The sequence below is a fragment of the Bhargavaea beijingensis genome (assembly GCF_900101985.1).
GTDB lineage: Bacteria > Bacillota > Bacilli > Bacillales_A > Planococcaceae > Bhargavaea > Bhargavaea beijingensis.
The window spans coordinates 15,383-37,999 of record NZ_FNAR01000024.1 but is presented as its reverse complement, the minus strand read 5'-3'; the positions used below and the strand labels follow the sequence as shown (position 1 = coordinate 37,999).

Below are 22,617 nucleotides of genomic sequence, written 5' to 3'. Positions count from 1 at the left end.
CAGCCTTAGTGCAAATCGGAGCTCCTTGTTTCAAATCAGACGGCCTTAGTGCAAATCGGATGGCCATATTTTAAATCAGACACCCTTAGTGCAAATCGGAGCTCCTTAGTTCAAATCTGGCACCCTTCGTGCAAATTAGAGCTCCTTGTTTCAAATCAGATAGCCTTGTTAAAAACGGGCAGACCGTTTGATATCGTCATCTGCCGGGAATACTCCAAGTATCACCGGAAGGAGGAATTCCCGATGGCAGACAGTAAATCGCAGAACAACTTCGAAGAGAAAGATAAACTGAACGAACAGCAGCGGCGCGAGCAGGAAGCGATGAAGGACAAGGCCCGCGAGCCGAACGAGCAGAACCGTATGATCAATACTGCTGACAATCAGAAACGATAAGTGCTAAAAAACCTCCACGTCCGAATCGGGCGTGGAGGTTTTTCCCGCTCAGCCCGACAGTGGCAATATCTAATTTTAAAAAATCAAACCATTCAGACACCCCGTCCGTTTCTTATAATAAGACCGAATTTTCTCGGAAAGGAGAGTTGGAATTGTTGAAAAAGACCCAATCATGGATCATCCTGCTTCTTCTCATTCCATTGTTTTTGTGGGGATGCGGCAGAACGGAAACACCGGAAGCACAATCATCCGGAGAGGCCGAAAACACCTTGTATGTATACGGACCTGGAGGGCCTTTGGGGCCTATGGAAGAGCTGGCAGAAAAATTCACGGAGGAGACCGGCATACCGGTAAAGGTCACCGCCGGCCCCGAATCCAAGTGGATCAAAGAAGCAAAGCAGCAAGCTGACCTTGTGTATGGAGGGTCACACTATATGCTTCGCAACACGATGCTTGAACATCCGGAACTAATCGATGAAAAGACAATCGAAGAACTATATCCACGGGCTGCAGGAATATTGGTCAGAAAAGGCAATCCGAAAAACATCCGATCACTTGAGGATTTGACTAAAGAAGGCGTCAAAATACTGGATGTCAATGGTGCCGGCCAGCTGGGGCTCTGGGAAGACTTGGCGGGCCGGAAAGGGCTGATTCCCGGCATCAGCAACAATATCGACCTATCCGTGCCCAACAGTGCGAAAGCCATCGAGTTGTGGAAAAAACATAACAAACACGATGCCTGGATCACATACGAATCGTGGCATCACCGGTTAAAAGACGTTACGGATCTGGTCGAGCTTCCTGAAGAGGAAAAACTCTACCGGGGTACACCGATCGCCATTGCAGCAGATTCCGACCAGAAAAAAGACGCAAAGCAATTCATCGAATTTCTAAAAACGGATCCGTCCCATCAAGTGTTTCAGAAATGGGGATGGAAATAAAAACGGGAGTGATCTAATATGAACAAAATGATGCAGTTCTTGGCCCTTCTCGGGATAGCCGTTTTACTGGGTGCTTGCGGAAGCTCCGGCAACGACAATGAAGATCAAGCAAAAGAGGCCGACCAAGGAAACGTTGCCGAGAATACAGGAGATGGGAATACATCAGAGGAAAACAGCGAGGCACAAAATGGAACCATGGGCCTGCAGCTTCTCAGCGACGATCAGCACGGAGAATATCTTGCCGATTCAGAAGGCATGACACTCTATTACTTCACAAATGATGAGCCCGGAAAAAGCAATTGCACGGAAGATTGTCTGGAAAATTGGCCGCCGTTCAACGAGGACGTCACAGGTGTTCCCGAGGGCTATGATGAAAAAGACTTTGGAACCGTGACGAGACAGGACACCGGCGAAACACAGGTCACTTATAAAGACTACCCGCTTTATTACTTCAAGAAAGATCAAGAACAGGGAGATGTAAACGGGCAGGGAGCCAAAGACGCCTGGTACATCGTTACTAAAGATACGGAATTCAAGTAATCTGAACGGGACTGTTGTGTTTACACAACAGTTCCTCCTTGTTTTCAGAACGAAGGGGGCAACCATGACTTGACTGACAAAAGCGATGAAGAACTAATGAAATTAATCAAGGAAAAGAAATCATCTGCTCTTGAAGAAATTTACGATCGGTACATTAAACTGATTTATGGATTCACCTTTAAGTTCATGAACGGAAATGAAGAAAGTACGAAAGAAGTGGTTCAACTCGTGTTTTTGAGACTATGGACAACAAAGAGCGGCTATGACTCCGAAAAAGGAAGCTTCGTAAACTGGATCCTCACGATCAATCGGAACATTTGCATTGATTATATCCGGAAGGAACGGATCCATCGCGAGAAGCAGATCAACATGATGAATCCCTCCCCTCAGGAATCCTCCGCGGTGTCAGATGAGGCTGCAGCCGGCTTGCTTCAGGATGAGTTGTCTGCTGCAAAAAGCAGGCTCAGTTCCGCCCAGTATCGGCTGATCCATCTCCTGTATTGGCAAGGCTACTCCCTGACGGAGATCGCCCAGATTGAAAATGAACCCGTCGGAACCATCAAAAGCAGGCTTCATCAATCGCTGAAGCGATTAAAAAGACATTTGGAACTGGGGGAGAGATAAGATGGACGGCCCATGCAAACAGCTGATTCCGTATATTGCAGGCGAACTGACCGAAAAGGAGGAAAAACAATTCAAACATCATCTGGATCAATGTAAAACCTGTTCTGAAGAGTACTCTGACATGAGCGGCGCCTGGAATTTCCTTCAATATGACTTTAAGGAAAAAGAAGTGCCTGCCGCCCTAAAGAAAGAGGTCATGGAATATGTCCTGGCCACAGAATCTGAACGCCCTTCTTCCCGTCCCGCCTCCTGGCTGGATTCATTAAAAAAACAGTTCACCCCGCTGACGAGCGGACTTGTGCTGGCCATGGCGGCAGTGATCTGTTTTCTCGGCTTGAACAGCCCCTACTTCCAGGAGTTCAAAGCAGCCTTACAAACAGATCAAATCGCCACCCAAACGCTCAATACCTGGTCTTTTGAAGGCACAGATATCAATCAGAGAGAGTTAACCGGAATCGCCGCGGTGATCCAGGAAGATAAGTCAAAGAAATTGATTGTTCAAATGAGGAACATGCCGGCATTAAAAGGCTCGGAAGTTTATCAGGTCTGGTTGCTGAAGGACGGAGAACGGGAAAACGCCGGCATTTTCAAGCCGGATCGAAAAGGTACAGGCACATTATCATTCAGCCTAAAAAAAGACATCCGGTTTGATCAAATCGGAATCACCGTAGAACCCGATGACACCAGCCGCCAGCCGCGCGGGAAAAAAGTGGCGGGGACAGGTTAAGGAAGGCCGTCTGCCCGAATTACTCCCCCGCCAGCTTCCTCCTGCCGAACACCAGATAATAGTACGTTGACGAAATCATATACAGCACACCCGTGATCGTGAACGCCCATGCGTATCCCCAATAGGAGCCATAGGCGACGACCAGGCCTGCGGATACCGGTCCCATCGCGGCCCAGCCGGCCTGGAAGACGGTCTGATTGACGGAGTTGGCGAGGCCTTTGTATTTGTCGTGGACGATTTCCATCGAGATGGCGCTCTGGATCGGGTTGCCTGCGTTCATGAGTGCCTGGCGCATGAGGAATCCGAGCGAGGCGAGGCCGAGCGACATTGTGTAGGCGGTGAGGAACAGGAACGGGATCGACGCGAGCTGGAAGAAGATGAGCGCTTTCACCTTGCCGACGCGCTTGACGAGCGCCGGGCCGATCATCATCGCGACGGCCGTCATGGCGGATCCGAGCGACAGGATGAGGCCGATGTAGGCGTTCGATGCACCGAACCGGTTCGCGAAGTATAGGTTCAGATACGGAATGACGAGACCCGAACCGAAGCCGATGAGCAGATTGGCGATCCCCAGATGGAAGATGAGCCGGGCATTCCGGCCGAGCGCGGCATCCGCCGGGTCCTCTTCGGAAGGCGGCTCGGGAATCCTTGCGGGCGTCGCCTCTTTGTCTTCTTGCACCGCTTTTCCGGAACTCAGGAAAAACAGCGGCCCGATGCCCGCAGCAAAGATCGCCGCTCCGGCGATGAGCGACCAGCGGATCGATTCCACGACGGGCAGGCCGAATGTTTTCTCAAGCAGATCCGCGATCACGCCGCCGCCGAGGCTTCCAATCACACCCGCAACGGTGACGAGCGAGAAATAAATGCTGAACAGATGGACCCGTTCCGAGGCGGTGGAGTTTTCCGCGAGGAACGGCACGCCCGACACCTGGACGAACGCCATCGTCAGGCCGGTGACGAACGCGGCGGCCACGAGCGTGCCTTCCGCTGTTTCCACAGCCCGGTAGAACAGGGTCAGCATCGTGAGCGCCGACCCGCCGATGAGCAGCCACTTCCTGCCGAACCGGTCACTGAGCAGTCCGGCCGGCACGAGAATGATCGCCGTTGCAAGCGCGGTCATCGAGATGACGTTCCCGTTCACGGTCTCCGGCATGCCGAGCGCCTTGATATACAGGTTGTACATAACCGCGAATACCCCCATCCCGATTTGGATAAGGATATTCGCCAGCATGAACAGCCGGACGTTGCGGCTGAACCCCGAAATTTTGGTTTTCCAGTCTTTGAGCCAGGCCATCATTGGAGGGAGCTCCTTCGTTTTCCGTTTATTTCGACATTCGAATTATACGAGAATGGAAGGGGAAAAGCAACAAGCTAATGATCTTTTCCAGCTCTGACCCCCGGTCTCAATCTGATGGCACTCACCATCTATCTGATCAACCTCGCCCTCACCCGGCCCTTTTAACAAAAAACAACCCCTGCGATCCGACGCACGGGCTGTCCCAACCATTTTACTTTCTATTTGCTTTAGGATACTGTCTCAGTTTGATGAAGTGTTAGCTTGCCCTGATCCATTCGGTAAACTTGATCGCACAGCAGTTTGATATCCTCGGAGTTATGACTGGCAATGAGAACGGTCATGCCTTGTTTTTTAAACTCCAAGATCATTCCCCTAATTTCTTCTACACCTGTTTCATCAAGGCCATTCATGGGTTCGTCCAAAATCAGAAGGCTTGGATTTTCCATGATGGCCTGCGCTATGCCCAGCCGTTGTCGCATGCCGTAAGAATATTTTTTAACCGGGCGCCGATCATCAGGGTCCAATCCAACTTTGCTGATCACCTGCCGTATATCCTCTGTACTGATTATCCCCCGTATTGAGGCAAGAAGCTTTAGGTTATTAAAAGCAGTATACCGCGGGACAAAGCCCGGGAGATCAAATAAAGCACCAAAGTGTTTAGGGAACCTGCCATTGCCTACTTTCTCGCCGAAAACTTTCACTTCTCCCGTCGTTGGTCGCAACAGACCTGCAATTGTCTTAAATAGAACGCTTTTCCCCGAGCCGTTCCGTCCGATCACTCCATAGACTCCCGGTTTCGTTATCCTCAAGTCGATATCTTTCAATAAATCATTGCCCTTTACAGTCTTCGTAACATGATTGATTTCAATGATCATTGGCACACTTCACCCTTCCTGCTTAAGTCCTTCAATAAATAAACTTTCCAGCCGATATCGGAATACTAATCGGATCAATGCGATCAAGATTACAATCATTGCAACACTCACTGTTGTTCCATGGAAAAGAGAAAAAGGCTGAATTTCATTGAAGGCAGTCAACCCCATATTGATTGGCAGCCAAGGGATGAGAGGGGTTGCTAATCGGGCAACTGCAAATGAGACAATGATACTGGTCACAGTAAGAAGTGTGGCTACGCCCATATTTCTAAACAGCAGTGTCAATAAGATATTTGTCAGCACAGCAATCATTGCAGATCCATTCATTAGAATAAACTCTCTTACTAATAAATTGACTGCATTCACTTTTTCAAACATTGAGCCTTCCATCCAAACCGCTTCTCCGCCATCATTGATTAAAAATCCGGCCATCATATTAATACAGAACCCCAGTATTGTTCCAACAGTAATAAATAAGGTCATTACGATCAAAAAGGAATCCAACCATAAAGTTGACCTCTTGGATTGAATGGACACATTAACGAAACGTCCCGTAAATTCATCATGAAGATACAGGCCCGTTATTAATAAATAGGGAGTCAATATTAGCAACCAACGGACCAAATCAAACGACGGGTTAGTCGGCAAATAGAGCAGAAAAGCAACGGACTTCAGACCGCTGTACGGTAGTTTCCAATCATTCGAAATGCCAGCAATCACAGCATTCAGCAAAAATGCAGCCGGCACTACCAAAAGAGTTGGAGTGCAAATTAATAAACGATAGTGATATCGGAGTAAATTACCCATGAACGTTTTCCTTTCCGAATATCAAGTCCTCCGTTTTCGCTATGCGAATGCAAATAGCGATGAGCACCCCAGTTAAAATCAACCAGTAGATTATTATTTGATACGGAAAAGATGATTGAGAAATTTTATGTCTATACATGTAAGTGAAGAGATCTACATGATCCGTAAACAACCAGGGAGAAAGCACTCCGATTTTCCCTATCGTTACTAAGTTATTGAACATCCAACAGAGAACGACAATTACCAATGACGCTATGATGTTCCTCAATTTCAGAAAACAGATGAAAAAAATCAAACCTAACACAAAAAGAAGGAATGCCGTACAAATGACCGTAACGATGATGTATTGAACCGGATGATGGAGATTTAAAAACACCTCAAAGTACTCATAATAATTTTTCGCGTGTTCGCTCCAACCACCTTTAAAGCCAAGGGTGAGTAAAGACTGCAAAAAACAGATACAAACGAACGCCAGCACAGTGGCAACACTCAGCAATCCGATCAGCATCATTTCAGATGAAACCCATGCTGTCGTGCTTCCATAGCGTAAACTAATATAGGGTCTTATCTGCATTTTCGAAAAGTAAACTAACAATACCATTAAAAATATGGGTACAATCGAGTACGAGATCGATAAAAACCCAAATACTTGTAAGAAGTGATCGTAACCATTCACATTTTTGGACAGTTCCAACACATCAAATAAATGATTGGATGTAAAGACGATTATTAGACCAAAAGCTGCCAGTGCAGACCGTATGCCGATCGTACGCAGCAACTCTATCTTATCTCGTATATTCAATTTTTCTCCCACCGCCAAAAAAACTTACTGCCCCGATAATGATCAGGATTGCGGCATAAGCAACTCTCGGCCAACTTCCCATACCTGTTTTATTAATATCGTATAAAATTTGTGCATTTAATAGAGGGTTAATGTCAATAAAAACTGTACTGGTTATGAGATAAAAAACGAAAGGCATCAAGACTGCCAAATAAGTGTTTTTCACAAAAACAGATAACCCAAGCCCAAATGATGCCAGTGTGAATCCGCAGCCAAAAATCGTAAGGATGATCAAAAGGATCATGAGATGCGGGGAAGCAATACCCATGGAATGGAACATTTCAGCTGTTTCCAGGCCCTCACCTTCCAAAGGAAGTTGAAAAACGAAGCTTAAAACAGAAAGAATCATAAAACCAACCACCGGTCCAATCGCCACCGCGACTCCGCCCGTTAAACCAGTTATGAAGAATTTTATCGTTTTATATGTCCGCTCAGAAGTGCGGATAGATATATAATTCGTCAGATGGTTATTTTCATCCTGCACATAGCTCGCGACAAAAGGAAGACAGGCCAAAATAGGGAAAGCAAGAGCAAGTGTATTGGCGGTTCCTGAATTGTATCCGGATAGAAATAGATAAAGTAATGATAACTGACCACTTGGCAGCCAGCTGATATATTCAATGAATCCCCCGATAAACATGAAAATGGATAATAATGATGCAATCAACATAGCCGGAGACCAAAATGCCCTCTTCAGCTCTTCGAAAATGTATGACAATAAATCACCGCCTAAGAAAAATGAAATAATCGGGTAGATTACCATTTGACTAGTCAAGGCTTATCAGTTTGGTGTCCAATTTCCTTTCGTTGAAACAGCTTCATTCTCACCAAACGGCGTGGAAATGTTTAAATGCACTGATTTTCCTTTATAGGTACTTGCCGCTTTATAATCCATTGTCTTTTTTCCTGTAGAAGAGTATGTCACCTTGCTTGTAATGTTGGTACCACTTGTATTTTCAACCCATGATACCAAAGATGCACCCTTCGCAAGATAAGTTACATTATTATAGGCCGAACCAGTCGTTTGCTTAGTTTTGTTAGTAGTTTCAAAATCAGCAATAGCCGGGACTCTTGCATCGTAGTCATAATACGTGGCGGCAGTAGCAATTCCTGTTCCGATAGAGAATAGCCCTAATGAAAGCAGGCTAGTTGCTACTTTTCGATTAATTGTCATTTCATCTCTCCTTCAATTTTCGATAAAATCTACCCGATTATTAGAGGAAAATAATCCCTTTTTTTAAAGAATAGCTTAAAAAATAGTGATTGTAAATAAAAAGAAGGAGAAAAGACAATAAATTTTATAAAAGTCGCTCAATCTTAGTACAATTCCATCATTTTGTATGATAATAGATCATTTTTGTACAACGACCTTATTCCAAATGTGCTCGGGCATCCACAGAATATACTTGACGCTCTTTCCTTCCACACCCACCCCCTCCCCAAAAACAACCCCGACGAACCCATTCGCCGGAGCTGTCTCTTATACAGATTCTTATCTTCAACCGATCTTCCCCGTTGCCTGCGTTCCCGCCTGCAGCTTATACATCTGGGCATACTGACCGCCGTACGCAAGCAGTTGGTCATGGCTGCCGGATTCGACGATCTCGCCTTTGTCGAGGACGAGGATGCGGTCGGCATTTTTGATCGTCGAGAGCCGGTGGGCGATGACGAAGGTGGTACGTCCTTTTTTCAGGACGTCCATGGCATGCTGGATGATTTCTTCCGTTTCGGTGTCGATGTTCGACGTCGCTTCATCCAGGATCAGGATCGCCGGGTCGAACGCGAGCGCGCGGGCGAATGAGACGAGCTGCCGCTGGCCGGCAGACAGGGTGACGCCCTTTTCCACGACCGGTGCGTCGATGCCGCCCGGAAGGTTTTTCAGCACACGGTCGCCGCCGACTGCCTCAAGGGCGCGCTCCACGTCTTCGCGGGAGATCCGCGGATCGTCCAAGCTGATGTTTGACAGAATCGTCCCGGTGAACAGGTACGGATCCTGCAGGACGATGCCCATATGGTCGCGCACCGTCTGGCGGGACAGTTTGGTGATGTCGGTCCCGTCGATGACGATCCGGCCTTCGGACGGGTCATAGAACCGGAACAGCAGGTTCATGATCGAACTTTTGCCGGATCCGGTGTGGCCGACGAGTGCCACCGTCTCGCCTTGTTTCGCCTCGAAGTCGATGCCTTTCAGGACATACTCCTCGTCCTTGTAGGCAAACCAGACGTTCTCGAACCGGACGTTCCCGCGGTAGCGCGCGATCTTCTCGTCGCTCACGTCCTCACCTTCCTGATCGAGCAGCTCGAACACCCGCTCCGCCGCGACGAGCGAGTGCTCGAGGCGGGAAAACTGGTTGACGATGCCCGTGATCGGGTTGAAGAGGCGCGTGATGTAGTCGACGAAGGCGTACAGCGCCCCGACAGAGATCGCGGCCGGCGCGGAAAGCGCCACATTGCCGAAGTACAGGATGAACGCGATGAACGTCATCGACCGGAGGACGTCGACCAGGTTGAACGACGTCGCCGAATCGAGAAACAGCAGCTTGTTGTTGTACTTGAAGTGTTCGTCGTTCAGTTCATTGAATTCCTGTTCCATCTGCTTTTCCCGGCGGAACGCCTGGATGATCGTCATGCCCTGGATGGCTTCGTTGATCATCGCATTCAGGTCACTGACTTTCCCGCGGATGATCCGGTTGTACTTGGAGGCGTACTTCCGGTAGGAGAGCATCCAGATGTAAAGCACCGGGATGAGCAGTAGCGTGATCGCGCCCATCGCCGGTTCGAGATAAAGCAGCGCAGCAAAGATCCCGATCATGTACATGCCGCTTGTCGCAAACTGGGACAGTACCGTGACATACATGTCGCGGATCGCTTCCGTGTCATTGGTGATGCGTGCGACCACCTTGCCCGCCGGCAGGTTGTCGAAGTAGCGGACCGGAAGCGTCTGGATCTTGCCGTACACTTCGTTCCGCATCTTCTGGATGATGCGGTTCGCGCCTTTCTGGAGGAGCAGGTATTCCGCGTAGCGGAACACCGCCGTGACCACCGCCAGGCCCATAAAGACCGCAAGCAGCATCAGGATCGGGGCGAATTCCATCCCGCCTCCTTCACTGCCCGCGATATGGTCATCGATAATCCGCTTCGCGATCAGCGGCCCGGCGAGGTCAGCCGCTACGGCAAGCGCCAGGCAGATCACGCCGGGAATGACGTATCGTTTCTGATCCGTCGCGTAGCGGACCAGCCGTTTCCCCTTATTCATGGTGCTCCACCTCCCCGATCTGCTGCCGGTCGAATTGTTCGCGGTACCAGCCGCCCGCTTCGATCAAGGACCCATGCGTCCCTTCCTCGGTGACTTTGCCGTCTTCGAGGACGATGATCCAGTCGGCATGCTCGATCGCCGACAGCCGGTGTGTCGTGATGATCGTCGTCTTGCCTTCCCGGCCCTGCCGGATGTTTTCGATGATCGCCGTCTCGGTCTTGGCGTCGACCGCAGACAGCGAATCATCAAGGATCAGGATGTCCGGGTCCTTGATCAGTGCACGGGCAATCGAGATCCGCTGCTTCTGGCCTCCGGAAAGCGCGACTCCCTTTTCGCCGACGAGCGTTTCAAGTCCCTGCGGCAGCATCGCGAGGTCCTTGCGGAAATGTGACAGGCGGATCGCTTCGTCGATTTCCGCATCGGTCGCGTCCGGCTTGCCGAACAGGATGTTGTCGCGGATCGACCGCGAGAACAACACATGGTCCTGCGGCACATAGCCGATCCAGTCCCGCACTTCGTCTTTTGTCAGATCACTGACAGAGACACCGGAAAAACGGAGTTCCCCGTCACCTGCCGGATATTCCCGGAGCAGCTGGCGGATGAAGGTCGTCTTGCCGCTGCCCGTTTTTCCGACGATGCCGAGCGTCCCGCCGCGCTCGAGGCGCACTTTGACCCGGTCCAAGTTGACCGACGACGATTGCGGGTAGCGGAATGTCACGTCATCGAACGTGACGTCATCCGGCTGTCCGGCCCGTTTCGGCTGGTCCGGATCCCGCACGTCTTCCAGATAGGACAGCGTCTCGTGGACCCGGTCGAGGGAGGCGTTCCCCCGCTGCATGACGTTGATCAGCTCGCCGATCGCGATCATCGGCCAGACGGCCATCCCGAGATAGACGTTAAATGTGACGAGGTTGCCGAGCGTCATCTCGCCGGTCGAGACAAGGAAGGCACCGTAGCCGAGGCCGATTGCGTAGCTGGCCGCGGTGAGCACTTTTGATGTCGGCGCGAACAGCGCATCGATCCGCTCGACCGCCATATTTTTCTCATAGACCTCTTCCGTTTTCTTTCTGAACTTCTCTTCCGTGGCGCGCTCTTGGACATAGGCCCGGACAACGCGGACACCGGCAACCGCCTCAAGCACGTCATCATTGAGTTCACCGAAGGCGTCCTGTGCCACGACGTATCGCTCGTGGATTTTCTTGCCGAGCACCTGCATGATGACCGCCAGGATCGGCAGCGGCAGGATGGCGGCCAGTGTCAGCTTCCATGAAACGAGGAAGCCGGCCGTCAGCAAGATCGTCGCCAGGTAGAGCGTCGAGTCGATCAGTGTCATGATGCCGAATCCGGCTGTTTCGGAAATTGCGCGCAGGTCGTTTGTCGAGCGCGCCATCAGGTCGCCCGTCCGGTTTTTTTCGTAGAATGTCGGTGTCATCTTCAGGAAATGCCGCATGAGCCGGCTCCTGAGAACACGCTCGATCACATTCGCCCCGCCGAACAGCTGGTACTGCCAGATAAAGTTCGATGCGTAATTGACTGCCATGAGGAGGACCATCACGCCGACAAAGGCCATGAGCAGCCCTTCCGTCATATCGCCGCGGTACATCGTGTCGATCGCCCGGCCGATCAGCCACGGCGGAACAACGACGAGGATGTTGGTGAACGTAAGTAATATCAGCGCCAACGTATACCGCTTCCAGTTCTCCTTGAAGAACCAGTTCAGTTTAAACAAGACTGAGAACATTGGTTATCCCTTCTCTCCCTGGCGGGAACTACCCGCCTTCTTTTGATTCCTTGACGAGGATCTTGCGTTCTTTTGTAATGCACATCACCATTTCTCCTTCCGTTTTTTTGCTTTTGTATTCAGCGCGCAAATGCGCGGTGATACCCGAAAAAGGCGCAAAAACGCGCCCCCGGTCATGGAGGCGCGCTCAATGAAAAAGGGTCCGGCAGGCATGCCGGACCCCTGAAAAGACACTGGTGCCGTGTGATTACGGCCTCAGTCCGGGGAGGCATGGCGATATGCAGCTGTTGTCGAGTCCGATTGGAATGATCATGTTGTGCATCGTCCACACCTCCCTTTCCGTAAGTTTGTTTGCCTTAACAGACTACCCTTGAGGATCAGCCTGTGTCAACCGTTTTCAGAGAAATTTCTCAATTTGCACTTGACTTATTAATACCGCCTAAGAATGGCCGCAGTCAAACCGGGTTCTATATTTGTGGATGAACTTCAAAGAAATGCATGGAGCAAGGCGCCGAGCACACCCGCGACCGCCACGACGCCCCATGGCGGTGTTTTCCTGAACTGGAGCAGCCAAAAACAAAGCGCCGCAACCGCGACGTCCCAAACCGAGAAGATCGAGCTCGGGATGACCGGGTTGATCAAGGCCGCCGCGAGAATCCCCACAACTGCGGCATTGACGCCGGTCAGTGCCGCCCTCAGCCAGGTTTTCTTGCGGAGAACCGACCAGAACGGAAGCGTTCCGACCACGAGGAGGAACGACGGCAGGAACATCGCGACAACCGCGACAAGCGCTCCCGGTACATTGTCCATGATCATGCCGATGTATGCGGACAGCGTAAACAGGGGACCCGGCACTGCCTGTGCGGCGCCATAGCCCGCAATAAAGGTTTCCGCATCCATGTAACCTTGCGGCACCACTTCCCGCTCCAGCATCGGCAGGACGACGTGGCCGCCGCCGAAAACGATCGAACCGACCCGGTAGAAACTATCGGTGATCGAGACGAGGATATGATCCGCTGCCTGGCGGACCACCGGCAGCAGCGCAAGCAGCCCGAAGAACAGCACCCAAGCCAGGGCACCCGCTTTTTTCCCGATCGGCATCGGAATCGTTGCATCGTCCCCGCCGTTCCCGGCCTGCCTGTTCCTGTATAAGATATAACCGACGAGCCCGGCAAGGACGATGACGCCGATCTGGCCCCAGGCAGTCGGCACAAGTAACACGCCCGCTCCCGCCAAAACTGCAAGCGCAATTCTTGGTGCATCAGGAGTCAGGTTTTTCCCCATGCCGATCAATGCGTGAAGAATGATTGCGACCGCGACAATTTTGAGGCCGCGGATCCAGCCGGTATCAAATGGCACATCACCAGCAACAAGATATGCAAACAGCATGAGAATGATGACGGACGGCATCGTGAAACCGAACCAGGACAGCATCGCGCCTCCTATGCCGCCTCGGATCAGGCCGACTCCGATGCCGACCTGAGAACTCGCAGGACCCGGAAGAAACTGGCACAGGGCCACCAGGTCTGCGTATGCCCGGTCATCAAGCCACTGTCGCTTTTTCACATATTCATCCCTGAAATAACCGAGATGGGCGGCAGGCCCCCCGAACGACGTCATGCCCAACTTGAGCGACGCCGACAAAATTTCGCCATACCGCCCTCTTTCCTTCTTTTCCATTCAAAAACTCCTCCGCAAAAAGATGTCCACCCTATCCTAACGGACTCCGGACCGGAGGTGGACCCTCTTTACAAACTCTTAACAAACGGCTTTATCGGTCCGCCCGGATCACCGCCACTTTCAGATAATCGGATTCCGGGGAATTTCTCGGCGTGCGGAAATCGTCCGGCAGACGGTATTCCTTCACGATGCTGTACTTCCTGCCGGCTGAACGGAACGCCTTGTCGATGAACGTCTTAAACTTCTTCATCCCGAATCCGGCATGGTTCGTCGAGGCGATCACGATGCCGCCCTTTGCCGTGACCGCAAGCACGTCCTCCAGCAGAGCGGCATAGTCTTTCGCCGCGCTGAACGTGCGTTTTTTGGACCGGGCAAAACTCGGCGGATCCAAGACGACCAGGTCGAACTCAAGCCCCTTGCGCCCGGCATACCGGAAATAATCAAACACATCCATCACCACGATATCCTGAGCCTCATAGTCGATGCCATTGACGGCAAACTGCTCAATCGTCTTCGGCAGGCTCCGCTTTGCAAGGTCGACGCTCACCGTCCCCTTCGCCCCTCCAAGGACCGCTGCTACCGAGAATGCCCCTGTATAGGAAAATGTATTGAGCACCCGGCGGCCGGCTGCATAGTCGTCCCTGATGGCCTTCCGCACATCCCGCTGGTCCAGGAAAATGCCGGTCATCGCCCCGTCATTCAGATCGACCGCAAAATTCATCCCGTTTTCCCTGACGAGCAGAGGAAAGGAAGGCTGCTCACCCATGACAAAATCGTCCTGCTCCATGTATTGGCCTTTCGGATCAAATCGTTTTTTCTCGTGGACGGAGAGGACCTCCGGCATTTCCTTCAACGACTCATAGACAAACTGCCGCATCGAATATATGCCCTCGCTGTACCAGCTGACCATCCAGTGGCCGGCATAATGGTCGATCGTCATCCCGCCGATGCCGTCCCCCTCTCCGTTGAACACGCGGAACGCCGTCGTTTCCGGGTTTTCGAAAAACGGCTTCCGCCGGCCGGCCGCCTCACGGATTTTCCGTGAGAAAAATGCCTTGTCGATGGTTTCCTGCTCATTACGCGAGAGCACCCAGCCCGCACCTTTGTTCTGCAGGCCATGATAGCCGGTTCCCACATAATTCCCTGAAGGGTCCTGCAATCGGAGCAATGTCCCTTCATTCCCGAATAAAGATGGGTTCTGTACGGCATCCTTTGGGATAACCGGCTGGCCCGCCCTGATTGCCTCTGCTGTTTTTGCATCAACTTTTAAATGGATTGTGTTCATGATTCCAACTCCAGGTTTCAGTTTTTCCCATTATCGCACGACTGCACAAAATAGACGAATTTGCGCCTTATGGAAGGATTTTATGATTGTCTTTTTGAGGACACGGAATTATCATTAGTAGTAACTCACTATTTTTTACATTCACAGGAGGTGTACACTTTGTCCTCCCCCTCATTCGGGTCATGGACAAAGGCTTTATTTGGACATTGCCATACGATTGGCAGCGTTTGCTGCCTTAATCGCCCTCACCGCGTTTTTTGTCGCGAGTGAATTCGCAATTGTGAAAGTCAGGACGACACGCATCGATCAGCTGATCGCTGAAGGAAACCGGAAAGCAATCCGGGCAAAAAAGGTCATCACCAACTTGGATGAATACCTTTCGGCCTGCCAGCTTGGCATCACCATTACGGCACTCGGCCTCGGCTGGCTTGGCGAGCCGACCGTCGAGCGGATGCTCCGTCCCCTATTCGAGCGGTTTGAGATCGAGGGCAACGTCGCTTCGTTTCTTTCCTTTGTCATCGCCTTTTCTGTCGTGACATTCCTCCACGTCGTCGTCGGCGAGCTCGCCCCGAAATCGATGGCCATCCAGAAGGCGGAAGCGATCACCCTGAGCTTTTCCGGTCCGCTTATCGCATTTTACCAGCTCATGTACCCGTTCATACATACGATGAACGGTGCAGCGCAGGGACTGATCCGGCTGTTCGGCTTCAAGCCGATGTCGGAATCGGAAGCGGCCCACTCCGAAGAGGAATTGCGCATGATTCTCTCCGACAGTCTGAAAAGCGGTGAGATCAACCAGTCCGAATATAAATATGTAAACAAGATTTTCGAGTTTGACGACCGCATCGCCAGGGAGATCATGGTTCCCCGGACTGAAATGATGACGGTCGAGCAGGACATGACGCTCAGGGAAGTGTTCGATGTCATGGGTGTGGAGCAGTACACCCGCTACCCGATCACTGACGGCGATAAGGACCACATCATCGGTCTCGTCAACATGAAGCATCTTCTCACCGCCTATATCAAAGATCCCTCGTCCGGCGACCGGCCGGTGTCTGACTTTTTGCAGCCGATCATCCGTGTGATCGAGTCCATCCCGATCGGTGACCTGCTCCTGAAAATCCAGCGCGAACGGATCCATATGGCCGTGCTCATGGATGAGTACGGCGGCACGAGCGGACTCGTCACGATTGAAGACATCCTCGAAGAAATTGTCGGCGACATCCAGGATGAGTTCGACGTCGATGAAGTGCCCGATGTTCAGGCAATCGGCGAAGGCCATTACATCTTTGATGCAAAAATGCTGATCGAGGATGTCAACGACATCCTCGGCATCCACATCGACGAAGAAGACATCGATACAATCGGCGGCTGGTTCATGGCCAAACGGTTCGACATCGTCAAAGGCGAAAAGATGATTGAACAGGGCTATGAGTTCCTTGTCAAGGACATGGAAGGCCATCATATCCTGTACATCGAAGTCCAGAAAATCAAAGAGGAAACCGAACTCCTGACCGCCGAAGATGCCACCGCCGCAGAATCCTGATTTGCTCCCGGAAGCCTTGCTTCCGGGGGTTTTTGTTTTGCCATCTTTGAAGTTTCCCACAGGAAAACATCCATTTGAAAATTGGGGTATACTGAACAATCCGGAGGTGGGAACATGGACCTTTACTCAAATCTGAAACAGGGAGAGCGCGGCGCTTGGGTCAGCATTTTCAGCTATATTATGCTGAGCACCGTGAAGTTTATCGCAGGGGTGGCAGGGTCCTCCGAGGCACTGAAGGCGGATGCACTGAACAACACGACAGACGTCGTTGCATCCATTGCCGTCCTGATCGGACTCCGGATTTCCCAAAAGCCGCCGGATCACAATCACCGTTATGGCCATCTCCGCGCCGAAACAATCGCTTCGCTCATCGCCTCCTTCATCATGGCGGTTGTCGGGCTGCAAGTGCTGGCGGACGCCATCGGTTCCATATTTAGCGAGGACGCACAAACGCCTTCCGCATTTACCGGTTTTGTCGCACTTGCAAGCGGGCTCGTCATGTATGGGGTCTATTTGTATAACCTGCGCCTGGCCGAAAAGATCGGTAGTTCCGCACTGCGGGCGGCCGCACTCGACAACCGCTCCGATGCTCTCGTGAGCTTTGGTGCGGCTGCCGGGATTGCCGGAGCCATCTTCGGCTTCCCGGTGATCGACACGATCACGGCGCTCATCATCGCCTTGCTGATTCTGCATGCTGCAGGCTCGATCTTCAAGGAAGCCGTCTACACGCTTACGGACGGGTTTGACGAAGATGAAGGGGAAGCGCTGGCCCACCTTGCTGCTTCCGTCCCGGGCGTCATCCGTCTCAAGGACTTTAAGGGGCGGATGCACGGCAATATGATGTTCATCGATTTGACGGTCACCGTTGATCCTTCATTGAACGTCATTGAAAGCCATCGCATCACCGAGCAAATTGAGAGGCGGTTGCAGAAAGCCAAACCGTTCTCCACCGTGCTCGTGCATATCGAGCCGGACATTCCGAAGAAGCCATGAACTCCTGAGGGTTCATGGCTTTTTGGGTGTAATGGATATGCCGATTGCAACCCCTGGACCAGCGCTTTCCGAAAGAGTTAACAACCGGCCGGATGAGGTTTATCCGGTGTTCTCACGGATTTCATCTTATAAAGCCGAGAGGTAGGTGATGATGACTCCGATCACCAAGCCGGCCAACACGGTGACTCCGTACAGGCAAAGCCTCCTTTTTGACAAGACGAACTCCCCCTTTTTGTCTTCCATCCTATGCTTGCCGATTACCCGTTCATGTGCGGGAAAAGAACACAGGCAGCTTTTCTTCAAATAATTTGAAACCTTTCCTGCATGTCGCCGTATTAAAGTCGGGAACATTCTGAACCAAATGATTCAGGTATTTCCTCAGCAGATACAAAAGGGGGTTTTCATTCTGTATGATGTAGTGGATCAGCGCAGGGTCATTTCCTTCACCATCGCCATTATCCTGTTCATTCTTGCCTTTCTGGGGCCCGCAGCGATTCTTCTTCCGCTGAAGACCGGCTTCATCACCAGGGAAGCACAATTGATCGGCACCAGCGGCTGGTCCCTGATCACGGGAGGGGTCGGTTTTCTCGCGCTAGCCGCCGTTTTCGTCCTGTTTGCCGCCATGGAAGACAAAATGAAAAAATGGACGATTTCATTCGTCCTGTTTGCCATCGGCGTTGCGGGCATCCTGCTTACCTTGAAAGATTATTATTACTACACGTCTGAGCATTTCGTATTCAATGGGCCGTTCACTTTGACGAGTCAGGCCTATGAGTGGACGGATTTTGAAAGTGTCAACGAGAACCTGAGCAAAAAAGGCAGCACGTTGTTCGTCCAATCCCTGGAGTTTAAAATGAAAGACGGAAAGACTTATCACTTTGACCGCGGCAGGATGCTCCAGCAGTATCAGCCAATCGTCAGTGCTGTCACGGCAAGCGGCGGCAAGCATATCCGCAACGGGGAATGAATCTTTCCCGGAACACCGGAAAGCCCGGGGATGAGCCCCCGGGCTTTCCATTACAGATCATCAGGAATTGTCGTTTTCCTCGTCGGTTTCATTCAGCATGTCTTCGTCATCTGTCGTGTCATCCGTATCGGCGTCGTTTTTGTCTCCATCGGTTGAATCGGTGTCGGTATCCGTTTCAGTATCGGTTTCCGAATCCATATCCTCATTTCCATTGGTATCCTCGCCGTCGGTGCCTCCATTGCCGGCAGGTGCCTGCTCTTCAACAGGATCCTTTTCGTCCAGGTTGTCATCGTCGTTATCCCCGCCGCATGCAGCGAGCATGCCTGCAGACAGAAAAGCCGCCGCACTGAGTTTCAGCCACTTGCTGGTTTCCATGATGAATTCCTCCTTGTGAACTGTGCTGTGCCTATCCATCCTTACCCGAATGGGGGTGGGATAACCCTTTTTCTTCCGTAGTACGTTGCAAACAGCAAAAGAGCCTCCGATCCGGGGGCTCTTTTGCTGTTCAGCTTTTTTTATATTCCACCCGGTATACATCATGTCTCCGGTCTTTTAATTGTTTGACGGTGCCGTCCTGGCGCTGGCGGCGGAGAATCTCCAGGTCGACGTCCCCGATCATCACCATCTCGACGTTGGCGTTAGTTTCACCGACAATGCCGTCCCGGGCAAATTCAAAATCGGATGGCGCAAAAATGGCCGACTGGGCGTATTGGATGTCCATGTTCTCGGTTTGCGGCAGGTTGCCGACCGTCCCCGAGATGACGGTATACACCTGGTTTTCAACGGCACGGGCCTGCGCGCAGTACCGGACTCGCAGGTACCCTTGGCGGTCTTCTGTGTTGAATGGCGTGAAGATGATGTTTGCGCCCATATCGGTCGCGATGCGTGCCAGTTCCGGGAATTCGATATCGTAGCAGATCTGGATCGCGATCTTGCCGCAGTCGGTATCGAACACACGGACCGCATCCCCCGCGGAAATCCCCCACCATTTCCGCTCGTTCGGCGTGATGTGGATTTTGTACTGTTTCTCGATGGATCCGTCACGGCGGAACAGGTAGGCGATGTTGTAGATCTCCTCATCCTCTTCCATGACGAAATGGGAACCGCCGATGATGTTGACGTTGTAGCGCACGGCGAGATCCGTGAAAAGCTCGATGTACTGTTCCGTGAAGCCGGTCATCTTGCGTACGGCGATGCTCGGAACCGGCTCGTCGAGGAAGGACATCAGCTGGGTCGTGAAGATTTCCGGGAAGACGACAAAGTCGGAATAAGCATCCGACGCCACATCCACGAAATACTCCACCTGGCCAGCCAGATCCCCGAAGCTGGAGATCTGGCGCATCTGGTACTGGACCACGCAGATCCGGACCGGATAACTGGTCTTGAAGTGGCGTTTGGACTGCGGCTTGTAGTCGATGTTGTTCCATTCCATGAGCGTTGCGTATTTGCGTGAAGCCATGTCATCTGGCAAATAGTCCGGATTGACCCGCATGAGCGTAAAATCGTTCATGAGCTGGAATGACAGCACCGGATCATAGATCTTGTGGCGGGATACGGCATCAACATATTCGCGCGGCGTCATTTCTTTCTCGTGTTTATAATAGTTCGGGATTCGGCCGCCGATGACGATCGACTTCAGGTTAAGCGCGCGGGCAAGATCCTTGCGTGCTTCATACAGACGCTGGCCGACGCGCATCCGCCGGTAGTCCGGGTGCACCATCACTTCGATTCCGTACAGGTTGTAGCCATCCGGGTTGTGGTTGGTGATGTAGCCCTCGTCGGTCACATCATCCCATGTATGCCGGTCATCGTATTCATCAAAGTTGATGATGAGGCTTGAGCAGGATCCGATGATCTTGCCGTCGAGCTCCGCCACGAATTGGCCTTCCGGGAATATGTTCAGGTGGCTTTCAAGATGCGCCCTTTCCCATGGATCCATTCCGGGAAAGCACTCGTCCTGCATCCGCAGAATCGAGTCAATATCGTCATGGGTCATCTCCCGGATGACCATGCTTTTTTCGAATGATGACAGATCAAATTGTTCCGACATGGCAGAGCCCCCTTTTCATTGCAATGAGCCCATTATACGATGTCAGGGCCTCTCTGGAAAACTCTAATTCTTTTCCCCGCAGGCTTGATAGCCAAACCATTTTGGCCGCCGGACAACCTATCGGATTGTCTTTGGTCCAGCCGGTTCCGGGACAAAATCATTGTCAAGCCCGGAACACTCCTCCTATAATCAGTATGAATTCAAATGTCAGGAGCGACATCTATGGAAAAACGCCTTGAAAATATGTTGCTCGCCGTCTGGACTGTATCACTTGTCGCGACGGCAGGATCACTATACTTCTCGGAGGTCCGCGGATACATCCCTTGCGAGTTGTGCTGGTATCAGAGAATTCTGATGTATCCGATGGTCGTCATCGGGGCAGTCGCTATTTTCCGCAAGGACTTCCGAGTGGCCGTTTATACACTGGCGCTGTCGGTCATCGGAGGCCTGATCTCTCTTTACCATTACGGAATTCAGAAGCTTCCCGCCCTCCAGGACTCCGCACCGTCCTGCGGCCAGGTGAGCTGCACCGGTGCCTACATCAACTGGATCGGGTTTGTGACGATTCCGTTTCTGGCCCTTACCGCATTCATCATTATCGCCGTCCTCAGCCTGCTCATGCTGAAACGGCAAAAGGAGACGAACTAATTTCCCATGAAAAAACTGCTGATCATCGGAGGGGCGGTCATCGTCGTTTTTGCGTTGATCGTCTTCCTCACAAACCAATCCAATCAGTCCAAACTGGAAAACAGCCCCTACGGCGATAAAAAACTGGACCAGGCGACCATCGACCAGCTGGATGACGAGAACTACCAGAACATCATCCTCCCTGACGAACTGGAAAAGAAGATCGAGTCCGGCAAAGCGGTCACCGCTTATTTCTTCAGCCCGACCTGCCCGCACTGCCAGGAAATGACCCCCCGGCTCATGCCGATCGCCGAGGACATGGGCGTCCAGATCGATCAGCTTAATCTGCTTGAGTATGAGGACGGCTTTATCCAGTACCAGATTGAAGCCACCCCGACCTTGATCCACTTTGAAGACGGCGTGGAAGTCGGCCGCATTGTCGGTGCGCAACCGGACGAGAACATCGAAGCCTTCCTGAACGAATACGCCAAATAACCCAAAGCCGCGCGGCAAGCGCGGTTTTTTTCAAGAGGTGAAAAAATGGAATTCACTTTTGTGATTGAAGAAGAAGGGCTGCCTGTCGAAACCCTTTTAAAAGACCGGTGGAGACTCGGCCGCAAGCTCGTCCATGAATTGAGAATGCAGGATGCCGTGAAAGCTTCGGACGGCGGACGGCTCCGTTGGAACGAACCGCTCCCCGCAGGCTTGGCCCTTTCCATCCGGCTGTCTGATGCCCAGTCGGATTATATCCCGAATAGCCGTGAGTTGGACGTGGTTCATGAAGACCCCCACTGCCTGATCGTCCATAAGCCGGCAGCCCTCGCCGTCCACCCGAATGGACCGGGCGGGACCGGTACGCTGATGAACCGGGTCATTGCCCGGTTCGGGCCATACGCGGAACATGTCCACCGTCTCGACATGGGCACTTCCGGGCTGGTACTGATTGCCCGGCATCCGGTGGCGAAAGCCGTGTTTGATAGGATGCTCGAGGAAAAGGCGATCCGGCGCACCTATGTCGCAGAGACGGCGGGAGCTTTCAAAAAACGGAGCGGAACCGTGTCCGCTCCGATCGGCCGTGACCGCCATCATGCCACCCGCAGGCGGGTCTCTCCTTCCGGCCAGCACGCGGTCACCCATTACGAAGTGATCCGGGAAAAAGGCGACCGTGCAATCGTGAAGCTTGAACTCGACACCGGCCGAACCCATCAGATCCGTGTCCACCTGGCGCACCTCGGCCATCCGATTATCGGGGATAAGCTGTATGGAGGGCTTCCTTCTGACGGCGAATCGTACAGGCTCCATGCCGCAAGGCTCTCTTTCATTCATCCGTTCACCGGCAAACTACTGGACATCGGAGATCCCGTCCGTCCGGAATGGCTTCCGTAACCTTACAAAAGACAGGTCCCGGCATTGCATCCGGGACCTGT

The 22,617-nt window shown here is 52.0% G+C and carries 22 protein-coding genes; 11 read left to right on the top strand and 11 right to left on the bottom strand.

The window, feature by feature from the left end; genetic code table 11:
• Positions 1-243: 243 nt before the first annotated feature.
• The 5 genes from BLT01_RS15255 (at position 244) to BLT01_RS13310 (ending at position 3,225) form a co-directional block, all read left to right on the top strand.
• Positions 244-393 (top strand): hypothetical protein, encoded by a 150-nt coding sequence (locus tag BLT01_RS15255; protein ID WP_176765164.1) that lies wholly within the window; start codon positions 244-246, stop codon positions 391-393.
• Between the two features lie 152 nt (positions 394-545).
• The gene (locus BLT01_RS13325; protein WP_245696935.1) at positions 546-1,334 is read left to right on the top strand and encodes an extracellular solute-binding protein; all 789 of its coding nucleotides are present in this window, start codon (positions 546-548) and stop codon (positions 1,332-1,334) included.
• Between the two features lie 18 nt (positions 1,335-1,352).
• On the top strand, positions 1,353-1,874 hold the full coding sequence (locus BLT01_RS13320) for a COG4315 family predicted lipoprotein (protein ID WP_092098547.1): 522 nt from the start codon (positions 1,353-1,355) through the stop codon (positions 1,872-1,874).
• A 96-nt stretch (positions 1,875-1,970) separates the two neighbouring features.
• Positions 1,971-2,498 (top strand): RNA polymerase sigma factor, encoded by a 528-nt coding sequence (locus tag BLT01_RS13315; protein WP_406566738.1) that lies wholly within the window; start codon positions 1,971-1,973, stop codon positions 2,496-2,498.
• 1 nt (position 2,499) lies between these two features.
• The gene (locus BLT01_RS13310; RefSeq protein ID WP_092098543.1) at positions 2,500-3,225 is read left to right on the top strand and encodes an anti-sigma factor; all 726 of its coding nucleotides are present in this window, start codon (positions 2,500-2,502) and stop codon (positions 3,223-3,225) included.
• A gap of 19 nt (positions 3,226-3,244) precedes the next feature.
• Here BLT01_RS13310 and BLT01_RS13305 read toward each other — a convergent pair whose 3' ends face one another.
• From BLT01_RS13305 to BLT01_RS13265, 9 genes are all read right to left on the bottom strand, one after another.
• Entirely contained in the window at positions 3,245-4,522 is a 1,278-nt protein-coding gene (locus BLT01_RS13305) for an MFS transporter (RefSeq protein WP_176765163.1), read from the bottom strand.
• Between the two features lie 227 nt (positions 4,523-4,749).
• The gene (locus BLT01_RS13300) at positions 4,750-5,397 is read right to left on the bottom strand and encodes an ATP-binding cassette domain-containing protein (protein ID WP_092098541.1); all 648 of its coding nucleotides are present in this window, start codon (positions 5,395-5,397) and stop codon (positions 4,750-4,752) included.
• A gap of 9 nt (positions 5,398-5,406) precedes the next feature.
• Positions 5,407-6,204 (bottom strand): hypothetical protein, encoded by a 798-nt coding sequence (locus BLT01_RS13295; protein ID WP_092098539.1) that lies wholly within the window; start codon positions 6,202-6,204, stop codon positions 5,407-5,409.
• A 785-nt stretch (positions 6,205-6,989) separates the two neighbouring features.
• Positions 6,990-7,763: a hypothetical protein gene (locus BLT01_RS13285; protein WP_092098535.1), complete on the bottom strand. Its 774-nt coding sequence runs from the start codon at positions 7,761-7,763 to the stop codon at positions 6,990-6,992.
• A 63-nt stretch (positions 7,764-7,826) separates the two neighbouring features.
• Positions 7,827-8,219 carry a hypothetical protein gene (locus tag BLT01_RS15095; protein ID WP_143020601.1) on the bottom strand — a complete coding sequence of 131 codons (393 nt, stop codon included), beginning with the start codon at positions 8,217-8,219 and terminating at the stop codon, positions 7,827-7,829.
• Between the two features lie 324 nt (positions 8,220-8,543).
• Positions 8,544-10,301 carry an ABC transporter ATP-binding protein gene (locus BLT01_RS13280; RefSeq protein WP_092098533.1) on the bottom strand — a complete coding sequence of 586 codons (1,758 nt, stop codon included), beginning with the start codon at positions 10,299-10,301 and terminating at the stop codon, positions 8,544-8,546.
• Positions 10,294-12,042, bottom strand: coding sequence for an ABC transporter ATP-binding protein (locus BLT01_RS13275; protein ID WP_092098531.1), 1,749 nt, complete (start codon positions 12,040-12,042; stop codon positions 10,294-10,296). Before BLT01_RS13275 ends, BLT01_RS13280 begins: the two co-directional genes overlap by 8 nt.
• Positions 12,043-12,528: 486 nt before the next feature.
• The gene (chrA, locus tag BLT01_RS13270) at positions 12,529-13,722 is read right to left on the bottom strand and encodes a chromate efflux transporter (protein WP_092098529.1); all 1,194 of its coding nucleotides are present in this window, start codon (positions 13,720-13,722) and stop codon (positions 12,529-12,531) included.
• A gap of 91 nt (positions 13,723-13,813) precedes the next feature.
• On the bottom strand, positions 13,814-15,007 hold the full coding sequence (locus BLT01_RS13265) for a class I SAM-dependent rRNA methyltransferase (RefSeq protein ID WP_092098527.1): 1,194 nt from the start codon (positions 15,005-15,007) through the stop codon (positions 13,814-13,816).
• Between the two features lie 199 nt (positions 15,008-15,206).
• On the opposite strand from BLT01_RS13265, the gene BLT01_RS13260 reads away from it, so the two are divergent.
• From BLT01_RS13260 to BLT01_RS13250, 3 genes are all read left to right on the top strand, one after another.
• Positions 15,207-16,553: a hemolysin family protein gene (locus tag BLT01_RS13260; RefSeq protein WP_176765162.1), complete on the top strand. Its 1,347-nt coding sequence runs from the start codon at positions 15,207-15,209 to the stop codon at positions 16,551-16,553.
• A 114-nt stretch (positions 16,554-16,667) separates the two neighbouring features.
• Positions 16,668-17,546, top strand: coding sequence for a cation diffusion facilitator family transporter (locus BLT01_RS13255; protein WP_092098525.1), 879 nt, complete (start codon positions 16,668-16,670; stop codon positions 17,544-17,546).
• Positions 17,547-17,907: 361 nt separating this feature from the next.
• Entirely contained in the window at positions 17,908-18,513 is a 606-nt protein-coding gene (locus BLT01_RS13250; protein WP_125904120.1) for a hypothetical protein, read from the top strand.
• A 60-nt stretch (positions 18,514-18,573) separates the two neighbouring features.
• On the opposite strand, the gene BLT01_RS13245 is transcribed toward BLT01_RS13250, so the two are convergent.
• Together BLT01_RS13245 and BLT01_RS13240 are read right to left on the bottom strand one after the other, a co-directional pair.
• Positions 18,574-18,888: a hypothetical protein gene (locus tag BLT01_RS13245; protein WP_092098521.1), complete on the bottom strand. Its 315-nt coding sequence runs from the start codon at positions 18,886-18,888 to the stop codon at positions 18,574-18,576.
• A 130-nt stretch (positions 18,889-19,018) separates the two neighbouring features.
• Positions 19,019-20,563, bottom strand: a complete 1,545-nt coding sequence (locus tag BLT01_RS13240; protein WP_092098519.1) for a bifunctional GNAT family N-acetyltransferase/carbon-nitrogen hydrolase family protein — start codon at positions 20,561-20,563, stop codon at positions 19,019-19,021.
• A 222-nt stretch (positions 20,564-20,785) separates the two neighbouring features.
• On the opposite strand from BLT01_RS13240, the gene BLT01_RS13235 reads away from it, so the two are divergent.
• From BLT01_RS13235 to BLT01_RS13225, 3 genes are read left to right on the top strand one after another with little or no spacing between them, the layout of a single operon-like run.
• Complete coding sequence (locus BLT01_RS13235; protein WP_092098517.1) at positions 20,786-21,211, top strand: disulfide oxidoreductase; 426 nt, start codon at positions 20,786-20,788, stop codon at positions 21,209-21,211.
• Positions 21,212-21,217: 6 nt separating this feature from the next.
• A complete protein-coding gene (locus tag BLT01_RS13230) occupies positions 21,218-21,685 on the top strand; it encodes a thioredoxin family protein (protein ID WP_092098516.1) in 468 nt (155 codons plus the stop codon).
• 45 nt (positions 21,686-21,730) lie between these two features.
• Positions 21,731-22,576 carry an RluA family pseudouridine synthase gene (locus tag BLT01_RS13225; RefSeq protein WP_092098514.1) on the top strand — a complete coding sequence of 282 codons (846 nt, stop codon included), beginning with the start codon at positions 21,731-21,733 and terminating at the stop codon, positions 22,574-22,576.
• The last annotated feature ends 41 nt before the right edge of the window (positions 22,577-22,617 follow it).

Coding starts and splice junctions, on each gene's coding strand:
- BLT01_RS13230 (WP_092098516.1), top strand. CDS start 21,218: ATGAAAAAACTGCTGATCATCGGAGGGGCGGTCATCGTCGTTTTTGCG.
- BLT01_RS13245 (WP_092098521.1), bottom strand. CDS start 18,888: ATGGAAACCAGCAAGTGGCTGAAACTCAGTGCGGCGGCTTTTCTGTCT.
- BLT01_RS13265 (WP_092098527.1), bottom strand. CDS start 15,007: ATGAACACAATCCATTTAAAAGTTGATGCAAAAACAGCAGAGGCAATC.
- BLT01_RS13315 (WP_406566738.1), top strand. CDS start 1,971: ATGAAATTAATCAAGGAAAAGAAATCATCTGCTCTTGAAGAAATTTAC.
- BLT01_RS13250 (WP_125904120.1), top strand. CDS start 17,908: ATGATTCAGGTATTTCCTCAGCAGATACAAAAGGGGGTTTTCATTCTG.
- BLT01_RS13235 (WP_092098517.1), top strand. CDS start 20,786: ATGGAAAAACGCCTTGAAAATATGTTGCTCGCCGTCTGGACTGTATCA.
- BLT01_RS13300 (WP_092098541.1), bottom strand. CDS start 5,397: ATGATCATTGAAATCAATCATGTTACGAAGACTGTAAAGGGCAATGAT.
- BLT01_RS15255 (WP_176765164.1), top strand. CDS start 244: ATGGCAGACAGTAAATCGCAGAACAACTTCGAAGAGAAAGATAAACTG.
- BLT01_RS13320 (WP_092098547.1), top strand. CDS start 1,353: ATGAACAAAATGATGCAGTTCTTGGCCCTTCTCGGGATAGCCGTTTTA.
- BLT01_RS13225 (WP_092098514.1), top strand. CDS start 21,731: ATGGAATTCACTTTTGTGATTGAAGAAGAAGGGCTGCCTGTCGAAACC.
- BLT01_RS13255 (WP_092098525.1), top strand. CDS start 16,668: ATGGACCTTTACTCAAATCTGAAACAGGGAGAGCGCGGCGCTTGGGTC.
- BLT01_RS13295 (WP_092098539.1), bottom strand. CDS start 6,204: ATGGGTAATTTACTCCGATATCACTATCGTTTATTAATTTGCACTCCA.
- chrA (WP_092098529.1), bottom strand. CDS start 13,722: ATGGAAAAGAAGGAAAGAGGGCGGTATGGCGAAATTTTGTCGGCGTCG.
- BLT01_RS13275 (WP_092098531.1), bottom strand. CDS start 12,042: ATGTTCTCAGTCTTGTTTAAACTGAACTGGTTCTTCAAGGAGAACTGG.
- BLT01_RS13310 (WP_092098543.1), top strand. CDS start 2,500: ATGGACGGCCCATGCAAACAGCTGATTCCGTATATTGCAGGCGAACTG.
- BLT01_RS15095 (WP_143020601.1), bottom strand. CDS start 8,219: ATGACAATTAATCGAAAAGTAGCAACTAGCCTGCTTTCATTAGGGCTA.
- BLT01_RS13305 (WP_176765163.1), bottom strand. CDS start 4,522: ATGATGGCCTGGCTCAAAGACTGGAAAACCAAAATTTCGGGGTTCAGC.
- BLT01_RS13240 (WP_092098519.1), bottom strand. CDS start 20,563: ATGTCGGAACAATTTGATCTGTCATCATTCGAAAAAAGCATGGTCATC.
- BLT01_RS13280 (WP_092098533.1), bottom strand. CDS start 10,301: ATGAATAAGGGGAAACGGCTGGTCCGCTACGCGACGGATCAGAAACGA.